This window comes from Thalassovita mangrovi (assembly GCF_009857745.1).
Taxonomy (GTDB): Bacteria; Pseudomonadota; Alphaproteobacteria; order Rhodobacterales; family Rhodobacteraceae; genus Thalassobius; species Thalassobius mangrovi.
The window spans coordinates 732,120-755,965 of the sequence record NZ_WWEN01000003.1 but is presented as its reverse complement, the minus strand read 5'-3'; the positions used below and the strand labels follow the sequence as shown (position 1 = coordinate 755,965).

The following is a 23,846-nucleotide window of genomic DNA, read 5'->3' as shown; positions in this document are numbered from 1 at the left end:
TATCCATGACCATTCACTGGTGCGGCACCGGCCTGTCGGCCATTCCCGGCCTGCGTCGCCTGATCGATAACGGCCACAAGGTCACCGTCTGGAACCGGACCGTCGAAAAAGCCAAGGAAGCCGTGGGCGACCTGACCGACGATATCCGCGCCTTCGACATGGACGCGCTGGCCGAAGCGGTTGCCGAGGGCGACGTGGTGGTTTCCATGCTGCCCGCCGATCACCACGTGCCGCTGGCCAAGCTGTGCCTGGATAAGGGCGCGCATTTCGTGTCCTCGTCCTACATCGCGCCGGAAATGCGCGCGCTGGACGATGCGGCGAAGGAAAAGGGCCTGTGCCTGGTGAACGAAGTGGGGCTCGACCCCGGCATCGACCACCTGATGGCGCATGCGCTGATGGCCGATTACAAGGCGTCGGACGCCTTCGATCCGGCCAACGAGCTGTCCTTCATTTCCTATTGCGGCGGCGTGCCGAAGAATGAAAACCCGTTCCGCTACAAATTCAGCTGGTCGCCGCTGGGCGTGCTGAAGGCGCTGCGCTCGCCCTCCCGCTCGATCCGCGATTTCGAACCCTTCGACGTGAACCGCCCCTGGGACGCGATCAGCAGCTACACCGCGCCGCTGCCCACCGCGGAAGATTTCGAAGTCTACCCGAACCGCGATTCGATCCCCTTCATGGCCGAATACGGTTTCGACGCCGATTGGCCGGTGCGCCAGTTCGTGCGCGGCACCCTGCGGCTGAACGGCTGGGCCGAGGCCTGGGCGGACGTGTTCAAGGAAATCGAAACGCTGGAAGGCGCGGCGGGCGATGCGCGGCTGAAGGAAATGTCGGATCAGTTCTGGGCCGAAAACGCCTATGACGACGGCGAACCGGACCGCGTCATCCTTTGCGTCGCGCTGAGCGCGAAGAAGGACGGCAAGGAAGTCTGGCACAAGACCTACACCATGGATGCCTGGGGCGACGAGCGCGGCAACGCGATGGCGCGGCTGGTGTCGGTGCCGGTGTCTCTGGCCATCGAATCGGTCCTGCAGGGCAAGATCGCGCCGGGCGTATCCGCCGCGCCTGCCGATGCGCCGCTGGTGCAGGAATGGCTGGGCGAAATCGCCGGGCTGGCCCAGCATATGGAAGTGGTCGATCACCTGGGCTAATCACCGCCGGGATTGAGACGCAAAGGCGCCCGCCATTTGGCGGGCGTCTTTTTTAGTGTCGCGCTGACACTTAGCGGGACGGGCGGACCTCGCCCAGGCCGTTCGACGCGAAGGTGTACACGTTCACGCTGTCACCGACGATCTGCGCCTGGTCACGCGCGGACAGGGAATCAACCGCGTTGAGAACCGATTTGTGACCCACGGTCACCGTCACGATCTCCGACGGGTAAACCGCATTTTCACGGGCTTCCTGATAGGAGGCGGCCGGCACGCTGCGGGTCATGACCGTATCTGCGGCGTAGTTCTGAGCCGCGGAGGCGGCGGAAACGGCGGTCAGGGCGAAGGCGGCGGTTGCAATAACAAGTTTCATTTCAAGTCCTTTCTTGGGTTGGTTTGGTACGTCGCTGGTTGCGACCTGAGCCTGAGATGGTTCCGCCAACCCCGCGCTTCAATGAAGATAACCCCTTGAAATATGTGCACAAAGCAGACCCCCACCGCGCAGAATTGCACGTCACATAGGCGTGATGACACAAAATGTTGGAACTCAGCGGCTTAGCGGCGGGACAGGGGTCGGAATGCCGCCTTCGATCACGCGCGATCATGCAGGCGGATCGCGCAAATCCGGCCAAAGTTCACGGCTTTGAGAATAAAAAAGCCCCGCCTGTCAGGGCGGGGCCTTCAAAAATCTTGCCGTTTTGCGGGATCAGCCGCCGCGGATCAGGTCGTCTTCGTCGTCGATCGCCGAAATCCCCAGGGCATCCAGCCCGTTTTCCAGGTGATCGGACAGGTGCGGCGTGCCGATCAGGTAATCGGCGGTGGGCGTCGTGGCCTCGTGCGCAGCGGTGGCGCGCGCCTCGGCCCATTCCTCGGCTTCGAAACTGCCGCGGCCGACCCACATCAGGGTGACCAGGTCGATCTGTTCCTCTTCGGTCAGCCGGTCGATGAAGGCCCGCAGCTCGCCCTCGGCGCGGTTCAGTTCCCGCGCCATCAGGATCACGTTGGCCACTTTGCGGACACTGATTTCAAGCATGTTCATTCTCCTGCACGCGCATTCATTGAATATACCATGCAGAGCGGCGCAGCACAGTACCTTGATTTGGATTAATTCAGCTCTTCGGCCGTTCCAGCGGCACCACGTGGCTTTCGCTTTCGGGGGCCAGTTCCTCGAAATCGAAATTATCCAGCCGCCGGGCGCGGCGGCCTGCCTTGTCGGCGCTGATCTTGATCTCGGCAATATCCTTGGCCGCCTGGCCGAAATGCCGGTCGAGGTTTTCCACCCGCGTGCCCAGCCGTTCGACATCCGAAAACAGCATCGCCAATTCGCGCCGGATCGCGCCCGCCTGTTCGCGCATGCGCGCGTCCTTCAGGATCGCCCGCATCGTGTTCAGCGTCGCCATGCAGGTGGTGGGCGACACGATCCAGACCCGCTTGTCGAACCCTTCGCGCACCAGTTCGGGGAAATTGGCGTGCAGTTCGGCATAGACCGCCTCCGAGGGCAGGAACATCAAGGCGCCGTCGGCGGTTTCGCCCTCGATCAGGTATTTTTCCGAAATCGCCTTGATATGCGTGCGCACCGTCTGGCGCAGGAATTGCGCCGCGCGGGTCAGCTGGTCCTGCGTTTCGGCGCGGCGCAGCGCCTCGTAGGCTTCCAGCGGGAACTTGCTGTCGATCACGATCGGGCCCGGCGGATTGGGCAGGTGGATCAGGCAATCGGCCCGCCTGCCATTCGACAGCGTCGCCTGCCAGGTGAAGCTGTCGCTGGGCAGCGCCTTGGTCACGATATCGCGCAGCTGGATTTCCCCGAAGGCGCCGCGGGTCTGCTTGTTCGACAGGATATCCTGCAGGCTCAGCACATCGCCCGACAGCTTGGTGATGTTTTCCTGCGCCTTGTCGATGGTTTTCAGCCGCTGCTGCAATTCGCCCAGCGACTGGGCGGTGTTGCGCGCGGCGCCGTGCAGGTTTTCGGTCATCTGCTGCTGCACCTGCGCCAGGCGCTTTTCCATCAGCTGCAGCATGTTGGTCTGCGACGCCGATTGCGCCTCGGCCACATGGGTCAGCCCGCCGGCCAGCTGCTGCTGCCCGTCCGACAGCGCCTGCACCCGCTGGCCCAGCTGGCCCATCTGCATCGCCAAGGGTTCCGCCAACCGTGCCGAGCGGCCGGACGCCCGCACCGCCATGATCAGCAGGATCACCACCAGCAACAGCGCCCCCGCCGCCGCCAGAACCGCGATCCCCAGAGGATCGCCCAAACCGTAAACCTGCCCGTTAATTTCGATCATGTCCGTCCAAACAACCGCTCAATATCGCTCAGTTTCAGCTCCACGTAGGTGGGCCGCCCGTGATTGCACTGGCCGGAATGGGGCGTCGCCTCCATCTCCCGCAGCAGCGCGTTCATTTCTTCCGCCCGCATCCGGCGGCCAGACCGGATCGATCCATGACAGGCAACCCGGCTCAGGATCGCCTCGATCCGGGCCTGCACGGTCTGGCTGTCGCCCAGATCGGCCAGTTCATCCAGGATGTCCAGAACCATCGCCCGCGCGTTGACCTCGCCCAGGATGGCGGGGGTTTCGCGCACCGCCACGGCGCCGCCGCCGAAGGGTTCGATGCCCAGCCCGAAGCGTTGCAGGTCGCCTGCGACCTCCATGATCCGGGCGCAATCGCCCTCGGACAGCTCGACAATCTCGGGGATCAGCAAGGCCTGCGCCGCCACCCCGTTTTCAGCCATCTGGCGCTTCAGCTTCTCATAGACCAGCCGTTCATGCGCGGCGTGCTGATCGACGATCACCATGCCGGTTTCGGTCTGCGCCACGATGTAATTCTCATGCACCTGCGCCCGCGCAGCGCCCAGCGGCAGCGCCTCGATCGGGGTCTCGCCCGGGGCTTCCGCGCCGGTCTCGATCACCTCTTCCACCCGCGCGCTGTAGCTCTGGGCCATCTCGGCAAAACCCGGCTCCGGGGCCTGCGCGCGGTAGCTTTGGGTCAGCGCCGATTGCGACGGGCGATCCATCTGGTAGACCCGCGCCGGTCCCGGCTGCACCGGTTCCGGCCGGAACGCGCCCAGGGTGGCCCCGGCGACGGTGGTGGATGCCCGATGCCCCGCCTCGGCCAAAGCATGGCGCAGCGCCGACACGATCAGCCCGCGCACCATGCCGGGATCGCGGAACCGCACCTCGGATTTCGCCGGGTGCACGTTGACGTCGACCTTGTGCGGATCGCATTCGACGAACAAGGCCGCCGCCGGGTGCCGGTCACGGCTGAGGAAATCGAAATAGGCCCCGCGCAACGCCCCGATCAGCAGCTTGTCCTTCACCGGGCGGCCGTTGACGAACAGGAACTGCGCCACCGCCGATCCGCGCGAATAGGTTGGCAAAGCGGCGTAGCCGGTCAGCATGAAACCTTCGCGTTCAGCGTCGATCTTCAGCGCGTTTTCGGCGAATTCCGCGCCCAGCACCCGGGCCAGACGGCCATGCAACGCGTCGAACAGATCGCCGCTTTCGGGGTCTGCGCGGAAGGTCACCCGGCCTTCGCCGCCGCCCGACACGTCGCGCAGCGTGAAACCGATGAAGGGTTCGGCCATCGCCAGCCGCTTGACCACGTCACCGATCGCCTGGGTTTCGGCCCGGTCGGTGCGCAGGAATTTCAAACGCGCAGGCGTGGCATAGAACAGGTCGCGCAGTTCCACCACCGTGCCCTGGTTCAGCGCCGCCGGTTTCACCGGCCCCATCGCGCCCCCCGTGACGGAAATCTGCGCCGCATCGCCCCCGGCCGCGCGGCTGGTGATGGTCAGCCGCCCCACCGCGCCAAGCGATGGCAAAGCCTCGCCGCGAAACCCGAAACTGTGGATGTCGAGCAGGTCCGACCCGTCGATCTTCGACGTCGCATGGCGCGACAGCGCCAGCGGCAATTGTTCGGCGGTGATGCCGCAGCCATCGTCGGTGACCCGGATCAGGGTCTTGCCGCCATCGGCAATCGCCACCTCGATCCGCCGCGCCCCCGCGTCGATGGCGTTTTCCACCAGCTCCTTCACGGCGGATGCCGGACGTTCCACCACCTCGCCCGCGGCGATGCGGTTGATCGTGCCTTCGTCCAGTTGCCGGATAACGGGCTGATTTTCGCTTATGTTGGGGGATGCCTGCGCCATGTTACAAGACCTAGCATAGTTGCACGCGATTCGACCATTGCCGATCTGCGCCGGAATTCACCCCGGGGCGCCTGTATAAATACTGCCAGCCGGGGCCGGGGTTTGTCATCCTAGCGACAAACCCGCGCGGTATCCAGCCGCCGAATCGCAACACGAAAGAGGGCGCGGCAGGCGTTGCCGCCCGAGGACCGGAAATGAAATTCATCCACATGTCAGACATCCATCTCGGCGAACCCGGCGTCTTGGTCGAAGGGCTCGACCCGCATGAGCGGCTGCAACGGGCTTTCGCCCATATCGCCGAAAACCACGCCGATGCCGAGCGTCTGATCATCACCGGCGACCTGACCCATTGGGCCGATCCCGCCGCCTATGCGGCGCTGCAGGACGCGCTGGAAACCATGCCGGTCGAAACCCGCCTGATGGTCGGCAACCATGACGAACGCGGTGCCTTCCTGGCCGCCTTTCCCGATCACCCGCGCGACGCCAACGGTTTCGTCAACCATGCCGAGGACCTGAGCGCCGGGCGTTTCATCTATTGCGACACGGTGGAGCCGCAAACCCATGCCGGGCATTTCTGCGCCGCCCGCCGCGACTGGCTGGCGGACCAACTGGCGGGCTGCGAAAAGGCTTACCTGTTCTTCCATCACAACCCGCTGCATCTGGGCGATCCGTCCTCCGACATGCTGTCGCTGAACGATGCCGATCAGGCCCCGCTGCGGGAGCTGCTGAAGCAAAACCGCGACAAGATCGTGCATCTCTTCTTCGGCCATGTGCACGAACCGCTGAGCGGCACGCTGGCGGGGATTCCGTTTTCCGGGGTGCCCTCGACCCTGCACCAGACCATTCCGAACCTGGCCCCGTCCGATGTGTCGCCGATGGCCGCGATGGACCCGGCCTATCGCGTGGTGCTGGTCCGGGACGAAGACGTCGTGATCCACCAGATCCCCTTCGCCTGGGACGGCGATGTCGCAATGCACGGCAACGACTGGGAAGACTGGGCCAAACCCGCCGAATGACGGCAAGCCGGGCCAGCGCCAGTCCGCGGGGTGGCGCTGCGACGGTTGAGTTTGGCAGTTTATGCCAGCCTAACCCGTGCTAGCCATCAGCATCGGAGCGAATCCCTCCAAAGCGCCAGCCCGGGGGGCGGACTGGCGCTGGCCCGGCGGCCTTCGGCCTTGTCCCGGGCCGGACTGCAGAAACTAGGCCAGCGGCCCGGTCTTGAACAGCTTCACCTTCAACCCGCCATGAGCAATCGGCGGCCCCGAAGGCTCAAACGGCAGCCCGGTCGCATTGGCCAGCGGCGTTTCGCTGGTCACGATGCCGACGCGCCAGCCGGAAAACCGTTCCGTCAGCACCTTGCCCAGCGATCCGTAAAGCGCGAACAGGTCCTTCTTCTTGCCGATCCGCGCCCCGTAGGGCGGGTTGACGAAGACCAGACCCGGCGGCCCGTCGGGGCGCTGCAAATCGCTGACAGAAGCACAGTGGAAGCGGGTGCAATCGGCCACCCCGGCCCGGGTGGCATTGTCCTGCGCCATGCCGATCACGTTGACGTTGCGGTCCGAGCCATAGAACAGCAGGTCGGTTTCATGCGGCTGGCTGGCCCCGCGCATGTCCTGCCAAAGTGCGTCATTGAACCCGTTGAGTTTCTCAAAGGCGAAGGACCGCGCCCGGCCCGGCAGCAGCCCCTTGGCGATCTCCGCCGCCTCGATCGGGAAGGTGCCCGAGCCGCACATCGGGTCGACCACAGGTTCGGTCCCGTCGTAACCGCAGGCGCGCAGCAGCAGCGCCGCCATGGTTTCGCGCATCGGCGCCTTGCCGACACCGGCCTTGTAGCCGCGCTTGTGCAGCGATTCACCGGAAGTATCGACGCTGACGATCACCAGGTTGTCGTCGATCCGTACCTTGATCTGGACCTCGGCGTCTTCCGAAATCGGCGCGCCCAGTTCCTCGGCGATCGCGGTTTCCAGCCGCTGTTTCGCCGCCCCGGCATGGTAGATCTTGGATTTCTTGTTGGTCGACACCTCGACCCGGACCGGCACATCGGGGCGCAACACATCGCCCCAGGGAAATTTCCGCGCCCTTTTGTCGAGCTGCGCCAGGTGGAAGGCGCGGAACGACCCGATCCGCGCCAAGACCCGCGTCGCGCCGCGCAGGGTCAGGTTGGCGCGCCAGACATCGGCCCAGCCGCCGGTCAGCGTGACGCCGCCGGGCACCGCCACGGCGTCGGCAAAGCCCTTTTCGCGGGCTTCATCCGCCAGCACAGGTTCCAGCCCCGGAGGGCCGACGAGAAAGATTTCGAAGGTTTGATCCATTGCGCCTGATTAGCGGGGAATAAGGCCCGGCGCGACAGGTATTTTGCGCCCGGCGAACCGGGGGCAAGGAAACGGCTTGGGCTTACCCTTCGGTGGCCGCCTTGTACCAGGCGACGATCTTCGCCCGTTCCTCGGGTTCGATGAAGCTCAAGTTGGCGGGCGGCATCGCGTGGCTCAGCCCCGCCTGCAGATAGATGTTGCGCGCCTGCATCGCGATCTGGTGCGGGGTTTCCAGCCGCACCCCCTTGGGCGCCCAGTGCAGGCCTTCCCAGCCCGGTTCCTCGGCGTGGCACATCGAACAGCGGCCCATGACGATATCGGCGACGTCTTCGAACCCTTCGGCCTCGGCGAAGCGCAGGGCGGGGCCGTGGGCTTCCTCGACCTCCTCGGTGCGGAACATCGGCGCGGTGGACAGCCACATGATCGCGATGAACAGCAAAGCGGTGGCCAGCCAGGTCCAGGTCGGATTGCCCTTGCGGGCGTGAAGCGAGTTGAAATAGTGCCGGATGGTGACGCCCATCAGGAACACCAGGCTGGCGATGATCCAGTTGTATTCAGTGGCGAAGGCCAGCGGGTAATGGTTCGACAGCATCATGAAGATGACCGGCAGCGTCAGGTAGTTGTTATGGGTCGACCGCTGCTTGGCGATCTTGCCGTATTTCGCGTCCGGCTTGCGCCCGGCGATCAGGTCGGCCACCACGATTTTCTGGTTCGGGATGATGATGAAGAAGACGTTGGCGCTCATGATCGTGGCGGTGAAGGCCCCCAGATGCAGCATCGCGGCGCGGCCCGAGAACACGCTGGTGTAGAAATAGGCCATGCCCACCAGCACCACGAACAACGCCACCATCAGCGCGGTCTGGTTGGCGTTCACGAACTGCTTGCACAGCGTGTTGTAGACCACCCAGCCGAACGCCAGCGAGGCCATGGAAATCAGCACCGCCTGCCAGCTGGCCAGCTCCATCACCGCCGGATCGACGAGGTAGAATTCGGCGCCCATGTAGTAAACCACCGCCAGCAGGGCGAAACCCGACAACCAGGTCGAATAGCTTTCCCATTTGAACCACACCAACCCGTCGGGCATGTTCGCGGGCGCCACCAGGTATTTCTGGATGTGGTAGAATCCGCCGCCATGCACCTGCCATTCCTCGCCATCGGCGCCGGTGGCAAGGTTGCGGTCACGGTGCAGACCAAGATCCAGCGCGATGAAATAGAAGGATGATCCGATCCACGCGATCGCGGTGATCACGTGCAGCCAGCGCACCGCGAATTCCAGCCATGCGCCCATGGCGGCAAAATCATACATCGGGACCTCCTGAGGATTGGGTTTCGTGCAGGCTATCGCCCGCCGCACTTGTTTGTTAATTCTTCAAATCGAAAGAACAGTTTCAAGAACCCTTTGAAAATGGCCTATGTAAACAACATCCGTATGTTCCTGCGTGTCTATGAATTGGGCAGCATGAGCGCCGCCGCCCGCGATCAGCGCACTTCGCCCGCGGTCGCGTCGTCGCGCATCGCCGAATTGGAACGGCATCTGGGGGTGCGGCTGTTCAACCGCACCACCCGCGCGCTGCACCCGACCGAGCACGGCAAGCTGTTCTATGAAGGCGCCTGCAAGATCGTCGAGGCGATCGAGGACGCCGAGGCCAAGGTCATGCTCGCCACCCAATCGCCGCGCGGTACGCTGTTCGCCGCGGCCCCCTTGGGCGTCGGGCGGCGCTTCATCGCGCCGCTGGTGCCGCAGTTCAAGAAACTCTACCCCGATATCGACGTGCGGCTGCGGCTGTCGGACCGGGTCATCGACGTGACCGGCGAAGGGCTCGACCTGGCCTTTCAGCTCGGGCCGCTGCAGGACAGCGATTTGAAGGTGCGGGTGATCGCCGATTGCCCGCGCGTGCTGTGCGCGGCGCCCGATTACATCGCCCGGCGCGGCATGCCCGAAACCGGCGACGACCTGATCGAGCAGGATCACGACTGCCTGAACCTGCGCTTTCCCGGCGCCCGGGAATTCCAGTGGACGCTGCAGACCGACAACGGCCAGCGGCGGTTCGAAATCACCGGTCCGTTCGAATCCGACGATGGCGACGTGCTGACGGGCTGGGCGCTCGACGGGGCTGGGATCGTGATGAAACCGATTTTCGAGGTGGCCGACCACCTGGCCGCGGGCGCCTTGGTGCCGGTGGCGGTCAAGAATCCGCCGCTGCCGGTGCCGCTTGTCTGCCTGTCGCCCAGCCGCAGGCTGCGCGATCCGAAGGTGCAGCTGTTTGCCGAATTCATGGTGAAAAACTGCCGCGATAAACTGGCGGAACTGCACGCCTCCTACAGGCCGGAACCGGGACAGGCAGGATAAGCGATTCCGCCCCACGATCTATAATAAAAGACATATGCAATAGCGACTAACCCGCTTTGCAGACTCCCGGAGATCAGCTAAACTTTATGCGTCTGTTTTGATGTTGGCGCCTTCGCGAAGGATTTCGTTTCGCGAAACGTCAGAAATGGTTAAAGCAGTCAAAGAAGATAGTTTCGGTTCCGGTGGCGGTTGTTTGAATCGCGTTACCGTTTTGCCCGTTTTTGGGAGTGAAGAATTTGCAAGGACCCAGACCCTATTCAGGGCCTTTCGTGGCGCACCGCCCCACGATCCCGGCCCTGCCTGCAGGCCGCCGCAGGGGGTTTCATGGAACGTAATTTTCGCCCCATCGTTCCGCTGATCGCGCTGATTTACCTGCTGGTGATCCTTGCCCTGATCACCGGTTACCTGCTTGTCGAAAGCGCGCTTGACCGCAAATACCAGGCCAACCTCGTTTCCCGCCTGCAAGACAACATGATCGCGACCGAGGCGGCAGTGAACCAATGGGCCGACCGGCGCAAGCGCGAAGCGATCGCCGCCTCGACGCTGGACATAGTCAGGGACGCGGCCAACAGCCTGATGGACGTTTCCGACGACCGCGAGGCGCTGCTCGACCATCCGGATCAGCAGCGGTTGCGCGACCATTTCGGCCCCTATCTGGCCAGCGGCCATATCGAGGGCTATTTCATCATTGCCCCGAACGGGATCAGCCTTGCCTCGTCGCGGATCGCCAATACCGGCACGCCCAACCTGCTGCTGGACCAATCCGACCAGTTTCTCGAAGCCTTCGCCGGGGCGACGCTGATCACCCGGCTGCAGCCCTCCGACGTGCCGCTGAACGATGACACCAGCCCGCGCGGCACCGCGACGCAATTCGTGATCGCGCCGATCTGGAACAAGGACGGCGTCGTCAGCGCCCTGATCGCGCTGCGCCTGTCGCCGCGCGACGACCTGCTGCCGCTGATCGAAAGCGCCTCGCTGCAGATGCGGCTGAATGCCTATGCCTTCGATTCCGACGGCAATCTTCTGTCCAAGGCCGCCGCCAAATCCCGGACCCCGCTGCTACGCACCCTGCCGGTGCGGCAGGCGTTACAGGGCAACAACGACATATCCACCGACGGTTACCTGAACCATGCCGGCGAAGACGTCGTCGGGGCCTGGCTGTACAATGCCGACCTGGGGCTTGGATTTGTCACCGAAATCGACAGGGAAACCGCCTATGGGCTGCGCGATTTCTTCAAGACGCTGGACATCGTGTCGCTTTTCGCGGCCATTGTGGTGTCGACCCTCGCGGCGCTGGCGGCGCTGCGGGTCACCCGGCTGGCCGAGCACAAAAAGCGCTTCGTGATGTCGCTGATGGCCGCCAACAAGGACGTCAATTTCATCGTCAACGCCCGCGGCACCATCACCAATGTGAACCCGGCCTTCCGCTCGGTGTTCGGGCTGGACCCGCAATTCGCGCTTGGGTCCGAGATCGGCGAATTCGCCAGGGTCGAGGACGAAACCAAGGGCGATCTGACCGAAAAGGGCCTGAAAGCGCTGGCGGCCTACCCGTCCGACACCATGATCCGCGGCCAGGGCATCGGCAAGGGCAAGGCTGGGATTCCCATCGGCCTGCGCGTCGATCCCATCGACAGCGACAGCAGCGACGAAAACTACCTTGTCGTGGTCCACGATTACCGTGACATCGAACGCCGCGAAGCCACCCTGCGCGACGCCTATGAAAAGGCCGAGGAAGGCAACCGCACCAAATCGTCCTTCCTGTCCACCATCAGCCACGAATTGCGCTCGCCGCTGATCAGTGTGATTTCGGCGCTCGACCTGATCGGCGACCGGCTTGGCAGGGACGAGGACGCCAGCCTGATTTCATCGTCCCGGCGGTCGGCCAAGCTGCTGCTGAGCATGATCGACGACGTGCTGGATTTTGCCCGTATGGAAAACGGCAATTTCGAACTGACGCCGCAGGACGTTTCGCTGGAAAACATCCTGCAGGACACCGTCGATACGCTGCGCTGGCAAAGCCAGAGCAGCCATACCAAGCTGATCCCGTTCTGCGCCCCCGACCTGCCGATGGTGCATGCGGACGGGCTGCGGCTGCGGCAGATCCTGCTGAGCGTCGCCGGTAACGCGGTCAAGTTCAGTTCGCAGAAGCAACAGGACGGCGAGGTCCGTATATCGCTGCAGAACGGCGCCATGCGCAACGGCATCCAGCATGTGGTGCTGCAGGTGCGCGACAATGGCATCGGCATGACCGAAGACACGATCGCGGAAATCTTCCGCCCGTTCACCCAGGGCGACGGATCGATCCGCCGCCGCTATGGCGGGACCGGGCTGGGCCTGTCGCTGACCAAGCGGCTGGTCGATCTGATGGATGGCCGGATCGACGTCAAAAGCGTCCCCGGCGAAGGCACGACCGTCGAAATCGATATCCCGATGCAGGCGATCGCGGATCGCAGCGGGCATGATATCGGCGCCGCCCGGGCGCTGCATGGCAAGGCCGTCTTTTTCTACGGCAACGATCCCGATGTCGCCGCGATCCTGCGCTGCTATGTCGAAAACGCCGGCGCCGTTCTGGTGACCGAAGACATGCCGACGCAGAAAAACCGCCACCTGAAACCCGATTATGTCATCCTCTACGGCGAAACCGCCGAGGATCTGGACATGCTGTCGGTCGGCGGCTCCGGCGCGCCGCGCTTGGAAATCGTGGGGCTCCCCGATCCGACCGAACAGGACCCGCACGGCAACCGGATCGCGCTGGCCGAACTGATGCCGTCGCTGCTGATCGACAGGCTAAACGCGCTGAGTGCGAAACCGGCCAGGAAACCCGCCGGGGCTGCGATCCCGCAAAGCAAGGTGCTGCTGATCGAAGACGACCGGATGACCCGCGAAATCACCATGCGGATGCTGGACAAGCTGGGCATCGCGGCCGATGCGGTGGAAAACGGCAAGGAAGGCTTGGACCTGTGGCGCAGCGGCAAGTACACGCTGCTGCTGTCGGATTGCCACATGCCGATCATGGACGGGTTCCAGATGGCCTCGAACATCCGCGCCGAGGAAACCGACAAGCATCTGCCGAAAACCCCGATCGTCGCCCTGTCCGCCGACCTGACGATGGAAATCAAGCAGCTGTGCCAGCGCTGCGACATCGACGAATATGTCCCCAAGCCGCTGACGCCGGACAAGCTCAGGACCCTGATGGCGACCTATGCCTCGAACGGCAAGGCCCATCCCGACGCCTGAGCGGATAGCGCCGATCCGGCACTGACGAACCCGAGCCCAAAAAACGAACGGCCGCCCGATGTCCCGAAGGACAGGGCGGCCGTTGCAGGGCAGCTAGCGGAAATCAGAAGAAGATATCCGACAGGTCGTCTTCGGCGGCTGCGGCCGGTTCCGGCGCGGCGACCGGTTGCGCCACCGGCGCTTCCGGTTCCGCCTCGCCTTTCAGCTCGGCGAACATGATGTCTTGAATGTCGCGTTCGGCCTGCATCGTGTAGCAGTTGTGCAATTCTTCCAAGTGCAGCGCGAAGACCTCCGAGGTCACCGCGTCGGCCAGCGGCAGCGGCGCCACCGCGACCGGGTCGTCCTCGGCCAGCTGTTCCAGTTCGCGGAAGAAGGAAAAGAACGTGTCGGCGCTGGACGAAATCGCCTGTGCGATCTGCGGCGCGTCGTTGTTCAGGCTGGGCAGCAGCTTGCCCAGCACCTTGCGCGCCTCGGTCAGGGTCGGGTCTTCGTCGTCCATCCCTTCGATTTCGTCATCCACCGCCCCGGCTTCGCGCGACGACCATTCATGCATCCGCTGCTTGGTCTGTTCCATGATCCCGGCGAAGTGGCTGAACGTGTCAGGCACCTCGGAAATCACTTCGTTGATCTGCTGCGAAATCATGATCATGTCCATCGCTTCGCGGAACCCGCGGGCGCAGGTGATGATGGTGTTGAGCGCGGCCAGCTTCATCTGGAAGGCGCAGTCGGACAGGGTCTTGCTGCGCTCCACCAGCGCGTTATCGGCATCCTGCAGCCGTTGCTGCGCCTTTTCCTCGGCCACGGAGCTGGCGGCGAAGTCGAATTTGCCCTCGGAGGCGCCGTAGCCGCCATACGCGCCGGTCGGCGCGCCCCCGTCGAGAGTCTGTTCGCAATCCGAGAAGGACGATGCGATTTCCCGGCACCGGGCCAGGAATTCCTGCTGCCGCCCGGCGAGCGAGGCGAACTGCATGCTGGCCTTGCGGGTATCGGTCACCGCTTCGTTCACAGTCTGCTGCATCTGCGCCCGCGCCAGCAGCATCAGGCTGTGCGCCTCGGTCGATTGCGACGGGTACAGCGATGCCCGGCTGGTGATCAGCCGCACATGTTCGGCCCGCTGGCGGCTGCGGTCGCCGACCTGCAGCGCCGAAATCACCGCCGACACGTCGCGTTCGGCCACTTCGACATATTCCGACAGCCAAACCGAGGCCGAGCGCGCCGCCGTCATCCCCTTTTCCAGCGATGTCAGCGCCGATTCCAGCGCCCGCGCCTTGGGCTTCAGGGTCGAAAACAGCGCCGCGGCGCGCTGTTCGACATTGCGCCCCATGTCCTGGGTGGAATCGACGATGCTGTCGATCACCTCGAACATTTCCTTCACCAGCACCGAGGCATCATTGGAAATATCCGACAGGCTTTCGGCCAGCCGCACCAGTTGATCGCCAAGCGGGCGGTGGCGGTGGCCCTGCGCGATGATCCGCGCGTTCAGCGACACGATATTCGACGACTGGATGATCTTGGACAGGTCCTTGAGCGTCGAGGACATCTGCCGGCTGTTGTCGCGCAGGTCCTGCACGAAGTTCTTGGCCTCGCCGCTGTTGTCGTCGATCTGATCCATCAGGTCGGCCACCGCGCGCAGCCGCGCATTCACCCGGGTCAGGTTCGACGGGTCCAGCAGCCGGTCCAGATCGGCCACCCCTTCGCGCAGTTTCTTGGTCTCGTCGAAGGCAAAGAACAGCTTGTCCAGGATGTCGCTCAGAACGGTTTCGATGCGCTGGAACGGGCCATCGTTCAGGCCGCGCGCATTCACTGACACCATACGGAATTGTTTCATCTCATTACCCTTTCAGAGCTGCCTTGGCTTGGTGCTCAGCGTCGAACTTCATGATATGCGACGTGATCTTGGACAGATGGACCGCGCTTTCGGCGGCGCCGCGTTCAACGGCTTCGCGCGGCATGCCGTAGACGACGCAGCTTTCTTCGTTCTGGGCCAGCGTCCGGGCCCCGGCCTGGCGCATTTCCAGCAGGCACTGGGCGCCGTCATCGCCCATCCCGGTCAGGATCACGCCCATCGCGTTGCCGCCGGCCTGGATCGACAGCGACCGGAACAGAACGTCCACCGACGGCTTGTGCCGGGTCACCGGCGGCCCGTCGATCACCCGGCAGACATAGGCGCGGCCCTGGCGTTCGATGACGATGTGGTGGCTGCCCGGCGCGATCAGCGCCAGACCGCGTTCCATCTTGTCGCCGTCGCGGGCTTCGCGGATCTCGACATCGCACAGCTTGTTCAGCCGATTGGCGAAGGCTTCGGTGAATTTTTCCGGCATGTGCTGCACGATCGCGATCGGCGGGCAATCCTTCGGCATTTCCTTCAGCACCTTGGCCAGCGCCTCGGTGCCGCCGGTCGAGGCGCCGATGCCGACGATCGGCGGGGTCTTCAGTACCGCCGGCGCATTGGGCAGCCGCGCCGGCATGATCACGTCGGGCGATTGCTTCTTCTGCGGGTTGAAGTCGCGCACCACCTTCTTGCGGGCTTTCGCCTTGGGGGTGATCCGCGCCTGCGACGCGGCGCGCACCGCGTGGCAGACCCGCTGGGTGCCTTCGTCATTCTTCGACAGCGCGCCGATATCGGCCTTCGACAGCACCTCGACCGCGCCCATTTCCAGCGCCTTCATCGAGGCCGCCGACCCCTGCTGGGTGTGGTTGGAACAGATCACCACCGGGATCGGGTGCTGCGACATGATCCGGCGCAGGAAGGTCAGCCCGTCCATGCGCGGCATTTCCACGTCCAGCAGGATCACGTCGGGCAGCACCTTGCGCATCTTCTCGGCCGCGTCGAACGGATCCTTGGCCATGTCGATCACGCGCAGGTCGGGCGCGGTTTCGACCATGTGTTTCAGCATGGTGCGCGCGGTCAGCGAATCTTCGACGATCATCACCCGCACCTGGTCCTGGGTCTGGAAATGCACGGTCATCAATCGGCCTCCTTGCGATAGACGGCGGCGGCCTTCTGAACCAACCGGGGATCGGTGGCGGCGGCGGATTCGGAATGCCCGACGAACAGGTAACCGCCCGGCCGCAGATGATCGGTGACCGCCGAAACCACCTGTTTCTGCATCGCGTCGTTGAAATAGATCAGCACGTTGCGCAGGAAGATCACGTCCATGTTCTTTTCCACCGGATAAGGCGCGGTGGTCAGGTTCATCTGGGCGAATTTCACCCGCTCGCGCAGCGGCTTGATCACCCGCGCCAGGGCGCGCCCGTCGCTGGAATGTCCCAGTTCCAGGTATTCGTCCTGCATCGGCCGGGGGATATCGACGATATCGTCGCGGCTATAGACGCCCTGGCGGGCCTTGGTCACCACGGTCGAGGAAATGTCGGTGCCCAAGATCGAGAACTGGAATCCCGGCTGGCGCTTGGCATGTTCGGCCATGACCATCGCGGTGGTATAGGCCTCTTCTCCGGTCGAGCTCGCCGCGCTCCAGAACCGGAAGGCGCGGCCGGCCCTATGTGCCGGCAGGATATGTTTCACCATGAAGTCGAAATGCGGGCTCTCGCGGAAGAAATCCGTCTTGTTGGTGGTCAGCACATCGATGATATGCGGCAATTCATTTGCCAGGTGACCACCGTCGAACACCATTTCCAGATAGGTCCTGATATCCGGCACCCCAACGGCGCGAATCCGTTTTCGCAGCCGCCCCTCGATCATCGCGGACTTGTTTTCGGGCAGTTGGATGCCCGTTTTCTGCGTTACGATCGAACACAGCTTTTGGCGCAATTCACGATCGACGGCTACGATGGGTAACGTCATGGCTTCCCCTCTGTCAGGCTGCGTCTGCGACGGTCTGATGAAGTTCCGAAATCACTTCCGAACTCAGCATCCGGTCGAGATCCAGAACGGTGACGAAATTGCCGTTGCGGCGGCCGACACCGGCGACCATGCGGGTGTCCCAGTTCAGCAGACCCTGCTGAGCGAAGGTTTCCAGCTTGTCGTCGTCCAGCCGGGTGACTTCGAACACCTGGTCGGCGCGCAGGCCGATCGGCACTTCCTTGCCGCCGGTCTGCACCCACAACACGATGATCCGGGTGTCGGGCGTGTCTTCCTTGTAGGGCAGCGCCAGCAGCAGGCGCATATCGGCCACCAGGATGCTTTCGCCGCGCAGGTCGATATAGCCGAGAAGGAACTCGGGCGCGCGCGGCAGCTTGGTGACGGGTTTGGGATCGAGGATTTCCATCACCCTCGACACCGACAGACCGACGCATTCATCGCCCAGCCTGCAGGTCAGGTAGGTTTTCTGAAGCTCGTCCGTCTTGTTCTGCTGATCAAACATGTTCGACGTCCTGTCTTGCGTTAGCGTGGGCGGTGACGGCAGCCGCTGCGGGCGACGGCCGGACCGGATTCATGGGGCGGGAAAACAGATCTTTCATGACCGGATTTCCTCATGCTGCGTGATCGGCCGCCTGGTCCGCGCCCAGATGCTGTTCGGCGACGCGCGCCAGGTCGATCAGGTTGACGAAGCGATCGTTCCAGCGGCCGATGCCCTTGACGGTCTGCGCCGGCCAGCGGGTGCCGACGGTCGGAACGGTCTGCACCGTTGCGGGGTCCATCGACATGACCGCATGAACCTTTTCGGCGATCAGACCGATCGTCATCGGGCCCGCTTCGAGGTTCAGTTCCAGAACCAGGATGCGCGTATCGATGTCGAATTCCTTCTGCGGCATGCCGAACAGCGGGCGCAGGTCGGTCACCGGAATGACCACGCCGCGCACATTGATCAGACCGGCAGAATAGACGCCGGCCATCGGCACCCGGGTGATCTTCGGCGGCTCGATGACTTCGCGCAGGATCAGGGTCGGAACCGCCAGCAGCTCGCCGCCCATTTCGAAGGCGACCAGGTCCTTCAACTCGTCTTCGTTCGAAACCAATGCAAGGCTCATGCTGCTTGCTCCTTGTTCTGAGTGTCCAGCCCCTGCGAGCGGACCAGCTGCGCCACATCGACGATCAGGGCGACATCGCCGTCGCCGAGGATGGTGGCGCCGGAGAAGACGTTCAGGCGGCTGTGCATCGGCGACAGCTGCTTGATCACCGTCTGGTAGGAGCCGATGATCCGGTCCACCGCCAGGCCGACCTGGCTGCCGCCGGTTTCGACCAGAACCACCTTGGGGTGCTCGTTGGTCGGACCTTCGACTTCGAAGATTTCGCGCAGGCGCAGGATCGAAATCAGTTCCTCGCGCAGCTCGATCACGGTGGTCGGCTCGGTGCCCTTCTTCAGCTCCTCGGGCTGCTCGACGATCCCGCTGACGGCGGCCAGCGGCACGGTGAAGCGTTCATCACCCACCTGCAGCAGCAGGCCCTCGATGATCGCCAGCGTCAGCGGCAGGCGCAGGGTGAAGGAGCTGCCCTGACCCAGTTCGGATTCGATTTCCACCGACCCGCGCAGCCCTTCGACCGTGGATTTCACCACGTCGGTGCCGACACCGCGACCCGACAGATCGGTGATCTGTTCGGCGGTCGAGAAACCCGGCTCCATCAGCAGCGCGAAAATCTCGCTGCGGCTGAGCACGGCATCCTCGGTGATCAGGCCCCGGTCGATCGCGCGGCCGCGGATGAAGTCGGGGTCCAGCCCCTTGCCGTCATCCTTGACGCTGATCAGAACGTCGGCGCCGGAATAGCGCGCGCTCAGCGTGACGGTGCCGCGTTCCGGCTTGCCCTTGGCGATCCGGGTTTCGCGGTTTTCCAAACCGTGATCGACCGCGTTGCGCAGGATATGGACCAGCGGATCGGACAGCTTTTCGATCACCGTCTTGTCCAGCTCGGTTTCTTCGCCCTCGATCACGAAGTCGAAATCCTTGCCGGTCTTGCCCGCCAGGTCATGCGCCAGGCGCTGGAACCGGCCGGTGATGCTGGACACCGGGGTCAGGCGGATCGCCATGGTGGTGTCGCGCAGGCCAAGCGCCAGGCGCTGGATGGTTTCCACCACTTCCATCAGGTCGGAATCGCCCAGCTTCGACGCCAGATCGGTCAGCCGCGCCTCGGCGATCACCAGTTCGCCGACCCGGTCCATGATGTCGTCCAGCCGTTCGGCGGCAACGCGCATCTGCACCTTGGCGGTGCCGCCCTTGCGATCCCCGGCGGCTGCCTTCTTCTCGGCTTCGGGTGCCTTGGCTTCCGGTTGCTTGGCCTCTTCGGCGGCAGCTTCCTGCGCCGCGGGCTTCGCCTTCATCACCGGTTTCAGCGACAGTTCCATCTGATCTTCGTGGAACATGAAGACATCCATGATGTCCGATTCCGAAGCGTCGCCCGGCAGCGTCACTTCCCAGCCGGTATGCATCGCGGCCGGTTTCAGATCGGCCAGCGCCGGCAGCCCGTCGGTCAGCGCCCGCACCTTGGTGTCCGGGCCGCCGATTTCGGTCAGCTCGTCCAGCATGGCGATCGGGTTGCCGCCGATTTCCATGAAATCGGGCGGCAGTTTGAATGTCAGAACCCAGGCTTCGACCTCGCCATCTTCCGCGGCTTCCTCCGCCGGGGCGTCGGCCGCAACCGCAGCCGGCGCGCCGCCCGCAGTCACGGCGGCCAGCGCCGCCTTCAGCTCGGCATCGCGTTCCAGCGGCGGTTCCTCGCCTTCCAGCAGGGCGACGATCAGGTCATAGGCGCGCAGCGACACCGCGATCAGATCCGGCGTCACCGTCGCGTTGCCCGAACGGACAGCTTCGAAGGCGGCTTCGAAATCGTGGATGAACTCGGCCAGTCGGGAATAGCCGAACATCGCGCCGGTGCCCTTGAGCGTGTGCAGATCGCGGAACACCTGCGTCACCAGTTCGGCATCGTCGGGCGTCTTGTTCAGAGACAGCAGGGCATCCTGCAGGCTCTCGATCAGAGCCTCGGTTTCCTGCCGGAAAATTTCCTGGGTTTCTGCATCAATCATTAACCTACCACCTTGTTCACCACGGCCAGCAGTTTGGCCTGTTCAAACGGTTTCATGATCCAGCCCAGGGCCCCGGCCGAGCGCGCCTGGTCCTTCAGGTTGCCTTCGCTTTCCGTCGACAGGAAAATGATCGGCACGCCGCTGCTGCTGGGATCGTTGCGATAGGCCTGGATGAATTCGATACCGGTCATGTTCGGCATGTTCTGGTCGGTGATGACCATGTCGAAACGCTTGGCTTTCGCGGTTTCCAGACCCTGCGCGCCATCTTCGCACTGGGTCACTTCGAACCCTTCCTGCTGCAGCGTCATGGCCACCATGCGCCGGACGGAGGGGGAATCGTCGATGATCAGGATTTCTTTGCTCATTTTGGTCAACCTTCAGGGGTTTCTGTTTTATTCCGCAGTCAGTTCGGCGCCGAGCCCGGTACGGGCAAGCAGGGTGCCGAACGGCACATTCGTTTCCGCAAGCGAGGACATGTTTTCGGGGCTCACGCGGGATTCCTTCTTTGCGGCGCACAGCAGCTGGCCAAGGGCGAACAGCACCGATTGCGGCACGTCCTCGGCCACATCCATGCTCAGCTCGGCCGTTTCGCCCTCCGGCAAACCGGCAAGTTCGTCTCTGAGCGGCACCAGGACGTCGAAAGTGCTGGACCCGTCGAGGGTGATTTGCAGGGCAGTTTCGGGCATTGAAGGTTCCTCGTTATGTCCGTCGCGTTCATTCAAGAGTGGTCGGCAAACCCGGCGGCCGCGAAGCGCCGCCGGGTCTGCGATTACGAAGCCAATTTGAAATCGACCTCTTCTTCTTCGCCGAGATCGAGCTCGGCCCCTTCTTCGGCTTTCATCACGACCTCCTGCACCACGGCGCTTTCATCGATCTGGAAGAAGGAAATCACCTCGGCCAGCTGTTCGGCCTGGCTCGACAATTCGGTGGCGGCTGCCGACAATTCCTCGGCGGCGGAATTGTTCGACTGGGTCACGCTGTCCAGCCGCTGCACCGATTCATTGATCTGGGTCGATCCGATCGCCAGTTCGCGCGTCGCCCCGGTGATGCCGCTGACCAGGCTCGAGGTCTTTTCGATGCTCGGCACCAAGGCTTCCAGCATCTCGCCCGCCTTGGTCGCGGTGGTCACGGTATTGGCCGACATCGCCGAAATCTCGGCCGCCGCCTGCTGGCTGTTCTCGGCCAGCTTGCGCACTTCCGAGGCCACTACCGCGAAGCCGCGGCCATGTTCGCCGGCGCGGGCGGCCTCGACCGCAGCGTTCAGCGCCAGAAGGTCGGTCCGGCGGGCGATTTCCTGCAGCACCATGATGCGTTCGCCGATGGTCTGCATCGCCGCGACCGCCTCGGACACCGTGGTGCCGGACAGCTTGGCGTCATGCGCGGCTTTCGCCGCGATTTCCTCGGTCGTGGCGGCGTTTTCCGAGCTCGACGAGATGTTGGCCGACATCTGCTCCACCGCGGTCGACACTTCCTCGGTCGATCCGGCCTGGACCGAGGCGCCCTCGGACAGGCTTTCGGAGGTTCCGGCCATCTGGGTCGCGCCAGCGGCCAGGTTGCGCACGGCCGAAGCCACGTTGCCGACGGTTTCGCGCAACCGCAGCACCATGTCGTTCTGTGCGTTCAGCAAATCGCTGATTTCGTTGTCGCCCTTGACCTCGGCGGTGTCGCGCAGATCGCCGCCGGCAACGCGGCGGGCCAGGTCGATGGACCGCTTGAAGCCCTGCGAAATCTGCCGCAGCACCAGCAGCGCCGAAAGACCGCTCAGCGCGAAGACGACGGCCACGAAGACGGTCAGGTTGCGAATGGTTTCCCGCAACGCGTCGCCCGCCGCGGTCACGGCGGCCTGCATGCCTTCGTTCAGGTCCTGGGTCAGCTTCGCGGTCACTTCGAGCGAGGTGAAGGTGTATTCACGCGACTTGTTCTGGAACAGCGTGTTGGCCGCGATGCCCTTCGCCTTGCTGTCGCTCATGCTGTATTGCAGCACCGACTCGTTGGTCTCGTAGGCCAGGTCATGCATGGTCTGCAGGGTGGACAGCGCCTCCTTCTGCTCCTCGTCGATCTTCCCCTCCAGCTCGGCGATCACCTTGCCGAAGTGTTCGTTTTCCGCCTCGATCTGTTTCACCAGGTTCGGAATGCGTTCATCCGAGTCGATCCGCAGCGGGATCAGAACCTCGGCGACCTGGTTGCGCATGCGTTGTTCGATTGCGGCGATTTCATCGATCAGGCCCACCTTGACCATTTCGCCGTTCACAACGCGATCGAAACTCTCATTGGCGTTCTGCAATTGGCGCACGGCAAAGAACATGCTGCCGGCGAACGAGGCGAAAATGAACAGGAAGGTGAATGCCAGTCGGGCATTGAGCGTAAAGCGCATCTTTAATCCTTAAGAGCTGCTGGGGTCAGGGCGCGGCGGACAGGCCGGGTTCCAAGGAAATGCGACGGGCTCCTCCCACCACATGAATTGAGGCCTTCCTCCACATGGGGCAAACGAAGAAATCGAGAAGAAACTGCGGCCCCGAACATCCGGAAAAACCTTTACTCTATTTTTTACAATCACACGGACGCACGAGGCGCTGTGACCTTAAAAACGGCATATTTCCTGGGATTTTACAGCGATTTACCAATGTGACCGGACCCCATCCCGCGGAATAGCTTCACAGGAAATAGTCGGTATCGATACCGACTTATTGAGGGGAGATTCTACCAATGGGAAACTTGGAATCGGGGGGTACGGCACAGGACCAAAGTCCTAGCCGCGCCACCAGCCGCGACGACGGGCGGCAGGGTGGAAAAAAATTTTCGGATATTGGACAAAAAAAATGACCGCCCACGGCAAATCCCGGGGTCGGTAACTGTTTTCATCTGGGGGAAGTGGTGGCGGTGCAGGGACTTGAACCCCGGACACGCGGATTATGATTCCGCTGCTCTAACCAACTGAGCTACACCGCCGAAGTGGGATGCGAATTACGCAAGCCGGGCGCTGGCGTCAAGGGCGAAAATGCGTCTTCGGCGCACTTTTTCATCCCCTTGCCCCAAACCCGTCAGACCGAAACCGCCTCGACCAGTTCGTCGCGGGTCAATTCGGATTTGGCGCCGCTTTTCAGCACCGATCCGCGCCGCATCACCAAGAAGTCGTCAGCCAGCCCATAGGCGAAATCGAAATACTGTTCGACCAGCACAATCGCCATGTTGCCCTGTTCGCGCAGATATTCGATCACCCGGCCGATCTGCTGGATGATATTGGGCTGGATGCCCTCGGTCGGCTCATCAAGCAGCAGCAATTTCGGCTTGGTGATCAGCGCCCGCGCGATCGCCAATTGCTGCTGCTGCCCGCCCGACAGGTCGCCGCCGCGGCGGTGCAGGAAATCCTTCAGGATCGGGAACAGTTCATAGATTTCATCGGGGATGAAATGCTCCGACCGGGGCAGGCAGGCATAGGCGGTTTCCATGTTTTCCTGCACGCTCAGCAGCGGGAAGATCATCCGCCCCTGCGGCACATACCCGATGCCCTTCTGGGCCAGCTGATGCGCCTGCAGCCTGCCGATGTCTTCCCCGTCCAACGCCATCGTGCCGCCCGAGCGGGGATGACTGCCGGAAATCGCCTTCAACAACGATGTCTTGCCCACGCCATTGGTGCCCATCACGCAGGTCACCTTGCCGGTTTCGGCGCTCATCGAAATGCCGTTGAGGATTTGCGAACTGCCGTAATGCAGGGTCAGATTGTCGATCTTCAGCATC

At 63.3% G+C, this 23,846-nt stretch carries 20 protein-coding genes and 1 tRNA gene; 4 read left to right on the top strand and 17 right to left on the bottom strand.

Annotation, left to right across the window (positions count from 1 at the left end; genetic code table 11):
• The first annotated feature begins 5 nt into the window (after nucleotides 1-5).
• Nucleotides 6-1,148, top strand: coding sequence for a saccharopine dehydrogenase family protein (locus tag GR167_RS10130; protein ID WP_160973342.1), 1,143 nt, complete (start codon nucleotides 6-8; stop codon nucleotides 1,146-1,148).
• A 70-nt stretch (nucleotides 1,149-1,218) separates the two neighbouring features.
• Here GR167_RS10130 and GR167_RS10125 read toward each other — a convergent pair whose 3' ends face one another.
• From GR167_RS10125 to mutL, 4 genes are all read right to left on the bottom strand, one after another.
• Entirely contained in the window at nucleotides 1,219-1,518 is a 300-nt protein-coding gene (locus tag GR167_RS10125) for a hypothetical protein (protein ID WP_160973341.1), read from the bottom strand.
• Between the two features lie 333 nt (nucleotides 1,519-1,851).
• A complete protein-coding gene (locus tag GR167_RS10120; RefSeq protein ID WP_160973340.1) occupies nucleotides 1,852-2,178 on the bottom strand; it encodes a DUF3775 domain-containing protein in 327 nt (108 codons plus the stop codon).
• A gap of 76 nt (nucleotides 2,179-2,254) precedes the next feature.
• A complete protein-coding gene (locus tag GR167_RS10115; protein ID WP_160973339.1) occupies nucleotides 2,255-3,427 on the bottom strand; it encodes a DNA recombination protein RmuC in 1,173 nt (390 codons plus the stop codon).
• Nucleotides 3,424-5,289: a DNA mismatch repair endonuclease MutL gene (gene mutL / locus GR167_RS10110; RefSeq protein WP_160973338.1), complete on the bottom strand. Its 1,866-nt coding sequence runs from the start codon at nucleotides 5,287-5,289 to the stop codon at nucleotides 3,424-3,426. The genes GR167_RS10115 and mutL overlap by 4 nt, the downstream gene beginning before the upstream one ends.
• A gap of 194 nt (nucleotides 5,290-5,483) precedes the next feature.
• Between mutL and GR167_RS10105 the strand changes: the two genes are divergently transcribed.
• The gene (locus GR167_RS10105) at nucleotides 5,484-6,305 is read left to right on the top strand and encodes a metallophosphoesterase (protein WP_160973337.1); all 822 of its coding nucleotides are present in this window, start codon (nucleotides 5,484-5,486) and stop codon (nucleotides 6,303-6,305) included.
• Nucleotides 6,306-6,488: 183 nt separating this feature from the next.
• Here GR167_RS10105 and GR167_RS10100 read toward each other — a convergent pair whose 3' ends face one another.
• A complete protein-coding gene (locus GR167_RS10100) occupies nucleotides 6,489-7,601 on the bottom strand; it encodes a THUMP domain-containing class I SAM-dependent RNA methyltransferase (RefSeq protein ID WP_160973336.1) in 1,113 nt (370 codons plus the stop codon).
• An 82-nt stretch (nucleotides 7,602-7,683) separates the two neighbouring features.
• Nucleotides 7,684-8,907 carry a urate hydroxylase PuuD gene (locus tag GR167_RS10095; RefSeq protein ID WP_160973335.1) on the bottom strand — a complete coding sequence of 408 codons (1,224 nt, stop codon included), beginning with the start codon at nucleotides 8,905-8,907 and terminating at the stop codon, nucleotides 7,684-7,686.
• 99 nt (nucleotides 8,908-9,006) lie between these two features.
• Here GR167_RS10095 and GR167_RS10090 point away from each other — a divergent pair, with 99 nt between their 5' ends.
• Nucleotides 9,007-9,951, top strand: coding sequence for a LysR family transcriptional regulator (locus tag GR167_RS10090; RefSeq protein WP_160973334.1), 945 nt, complete (start codon nucleotides 9,007-9,009; stop codon nucleotides 9,949-9,951).
• Nucleotides 9,952-10,275: 324 nt separating this feature from the next.
• Nucleotides 10,276-13,188 (top strand): ATP-binding protein, encoded by a 2,913-nt coding sequence (locus GR167_RS10085; protein WP_160973333.1) that lies wholly within the window; start codon nucleotides 10,276-10,278, stop codon nucleotides 13,186-13,188.
• A 103-nt stretch (nucleotides 13,189-13,291) separates the two neighbouring features.
• On the opposite strand, the gene GR167_RS10080 is transcribed toward GR167_RS10085, so the two are convergent.
• From GR167_RS10080 to urtE, 11 genes are all read right to left on the bottom strand, one after another.
• On the bottom strand, nucleotides 13,292-15,016 hold the full coding sequence (locus GR167_RS10080; protein ID WP_160973332.1) for a methyl-accepting chemotaxis protein: 1,725 nt from the start codon (nucleotides 15,014-15,016) through the stop codon (nucleotides 13,292-13,294).
• Between the two features lie 4 nt (nucleotides 15,017-15,020).
• Nucleotides 15,021-16,157, bottom strand: coding sequence for a protein-glutamate methylesterase/protein-glutamine glutaminase (locus GR167_RS10075; RefSeq protein ID WP_160973331.1), 1,137 nt, complete (start codon nucleotides 16,155-16,157; stop codon nucleotides 15,021-15,023).
• Nucleotides 16,157-16,993, bottom strand: coding sequence for a CheR family methyltransferase (locus GR167_RS10070; protein WP_160973330.1), 837 nt, complete (start codon nucleotides 16,991-16,993; stop codon nucleotides 16,157-16,159). The genes GR167_RS10075 and GR167_RS10070 overlap by 1 nt, the downstream gene beginning before the upstream one ends.
• A 13-nt stretch (nucleotides 16,994-17,006) precedes the next feature.
• Nucleotides 17,007-17,513 carry a chemotaxis protein CheW gene (locus tag GR167_RS10065; RefSeq protein WP_160973329.1) on the bottom strand — a complete coding sequence of 169 codons (507 nt, stop codon included), beginning with the start codon at nucleotides 17,511-17,513 and terminating at the stop codon, nucleotides 17,007-17,009.
• A 109-nt stretch (nucleotides 17,514-17,622) separates the two neighbouring features.
• Entirely contained in the window at nucleotides 17,623-18,120 is a 498-nt protein-coding gene (locus GR167_RS10060; protein ID WP_160973328.1) for a chemotaxis protein CheW, read from the bottom strand.
• A complete protein-coding gene (locus GR167_RS10055; protein ID WP_160973327.1) occupies nucleotides 18,117-20,108 on the bottom strand; it encodes a chemotaxis protein CheA in 1,992 nt (663 codons plus the stop codon). The genes GR167_RS10060 and GR167_RS10055 overlap by 4 nt, the downstream gene beginning before the upstream one ends.
• Nucleotides 20,108-20,473 carry a response regulator gene (locus tag GR167_RS10050; protein ID WP_160973326.1) on the bottom strand — a complete coding sequence of 122 codons (366 nt, stop codon included), beginning with the start codon at nucleotides 20,471-20,473 and terminating at the stop codon, nucleotides 20,108-20,110. Before GR167_RS10050 ends, GR167_RS10055 begins: the two co-directional genes overlap by 1 nt.
• Nucleotides 20,474-20,500: 27 nt before the next feature.
• On the bottom strand, nucleotides 20,501-20,794 hold the full coding sequence (locus GR167_RS10045; protein WP_160973325.1) for a hypothetical protein: 294 nt from the start codon (nucleotides 20,792-20,794) through the stop codon (nucleotides 20,501-20,503).
• An 83-nt stretch (nucleotides 20,795-20,877) separates the two neighbouring features.
• On the bottom strand, nucleotides 20,878-22,482 hold the full coding sequence (locus tag GR167_RS10040) for a methyl-accepting chemotaxis protein (RefSeq protein WP_160973324.1): 1,605 nt from the start codon (nucleotides 22,480-22,482) through the stop codon (nucleotides 20,878-20,880).
• 498 nt (nucleotides 22,483-22,980) lie between these two features.
• Nucleotides 22,981-23,057: transfer RNA gene (locus tag GR167_RS10035), tRNA-Met, on the bottom strand.
• 92 nt (nucleotides 23,058-23,149) lie between these two features.
• Nucleotides 23,150-23,845 carry an urea ABC transporter ATP-binding subunit UrtE gene (urtE, locus tag GR167_RS10030; RefSeq protein WP_160973323.1) on the bottom strand — a complete coding sequence of 232 codons (696 nt, stop codon included), beginning with the start codon at nucleotides 23,843-23,845 and terminating at the stop codon, nucleotides 23,150-23,152.
• Nucleotide 23,846: the final 1 nt, after the last annotated feature.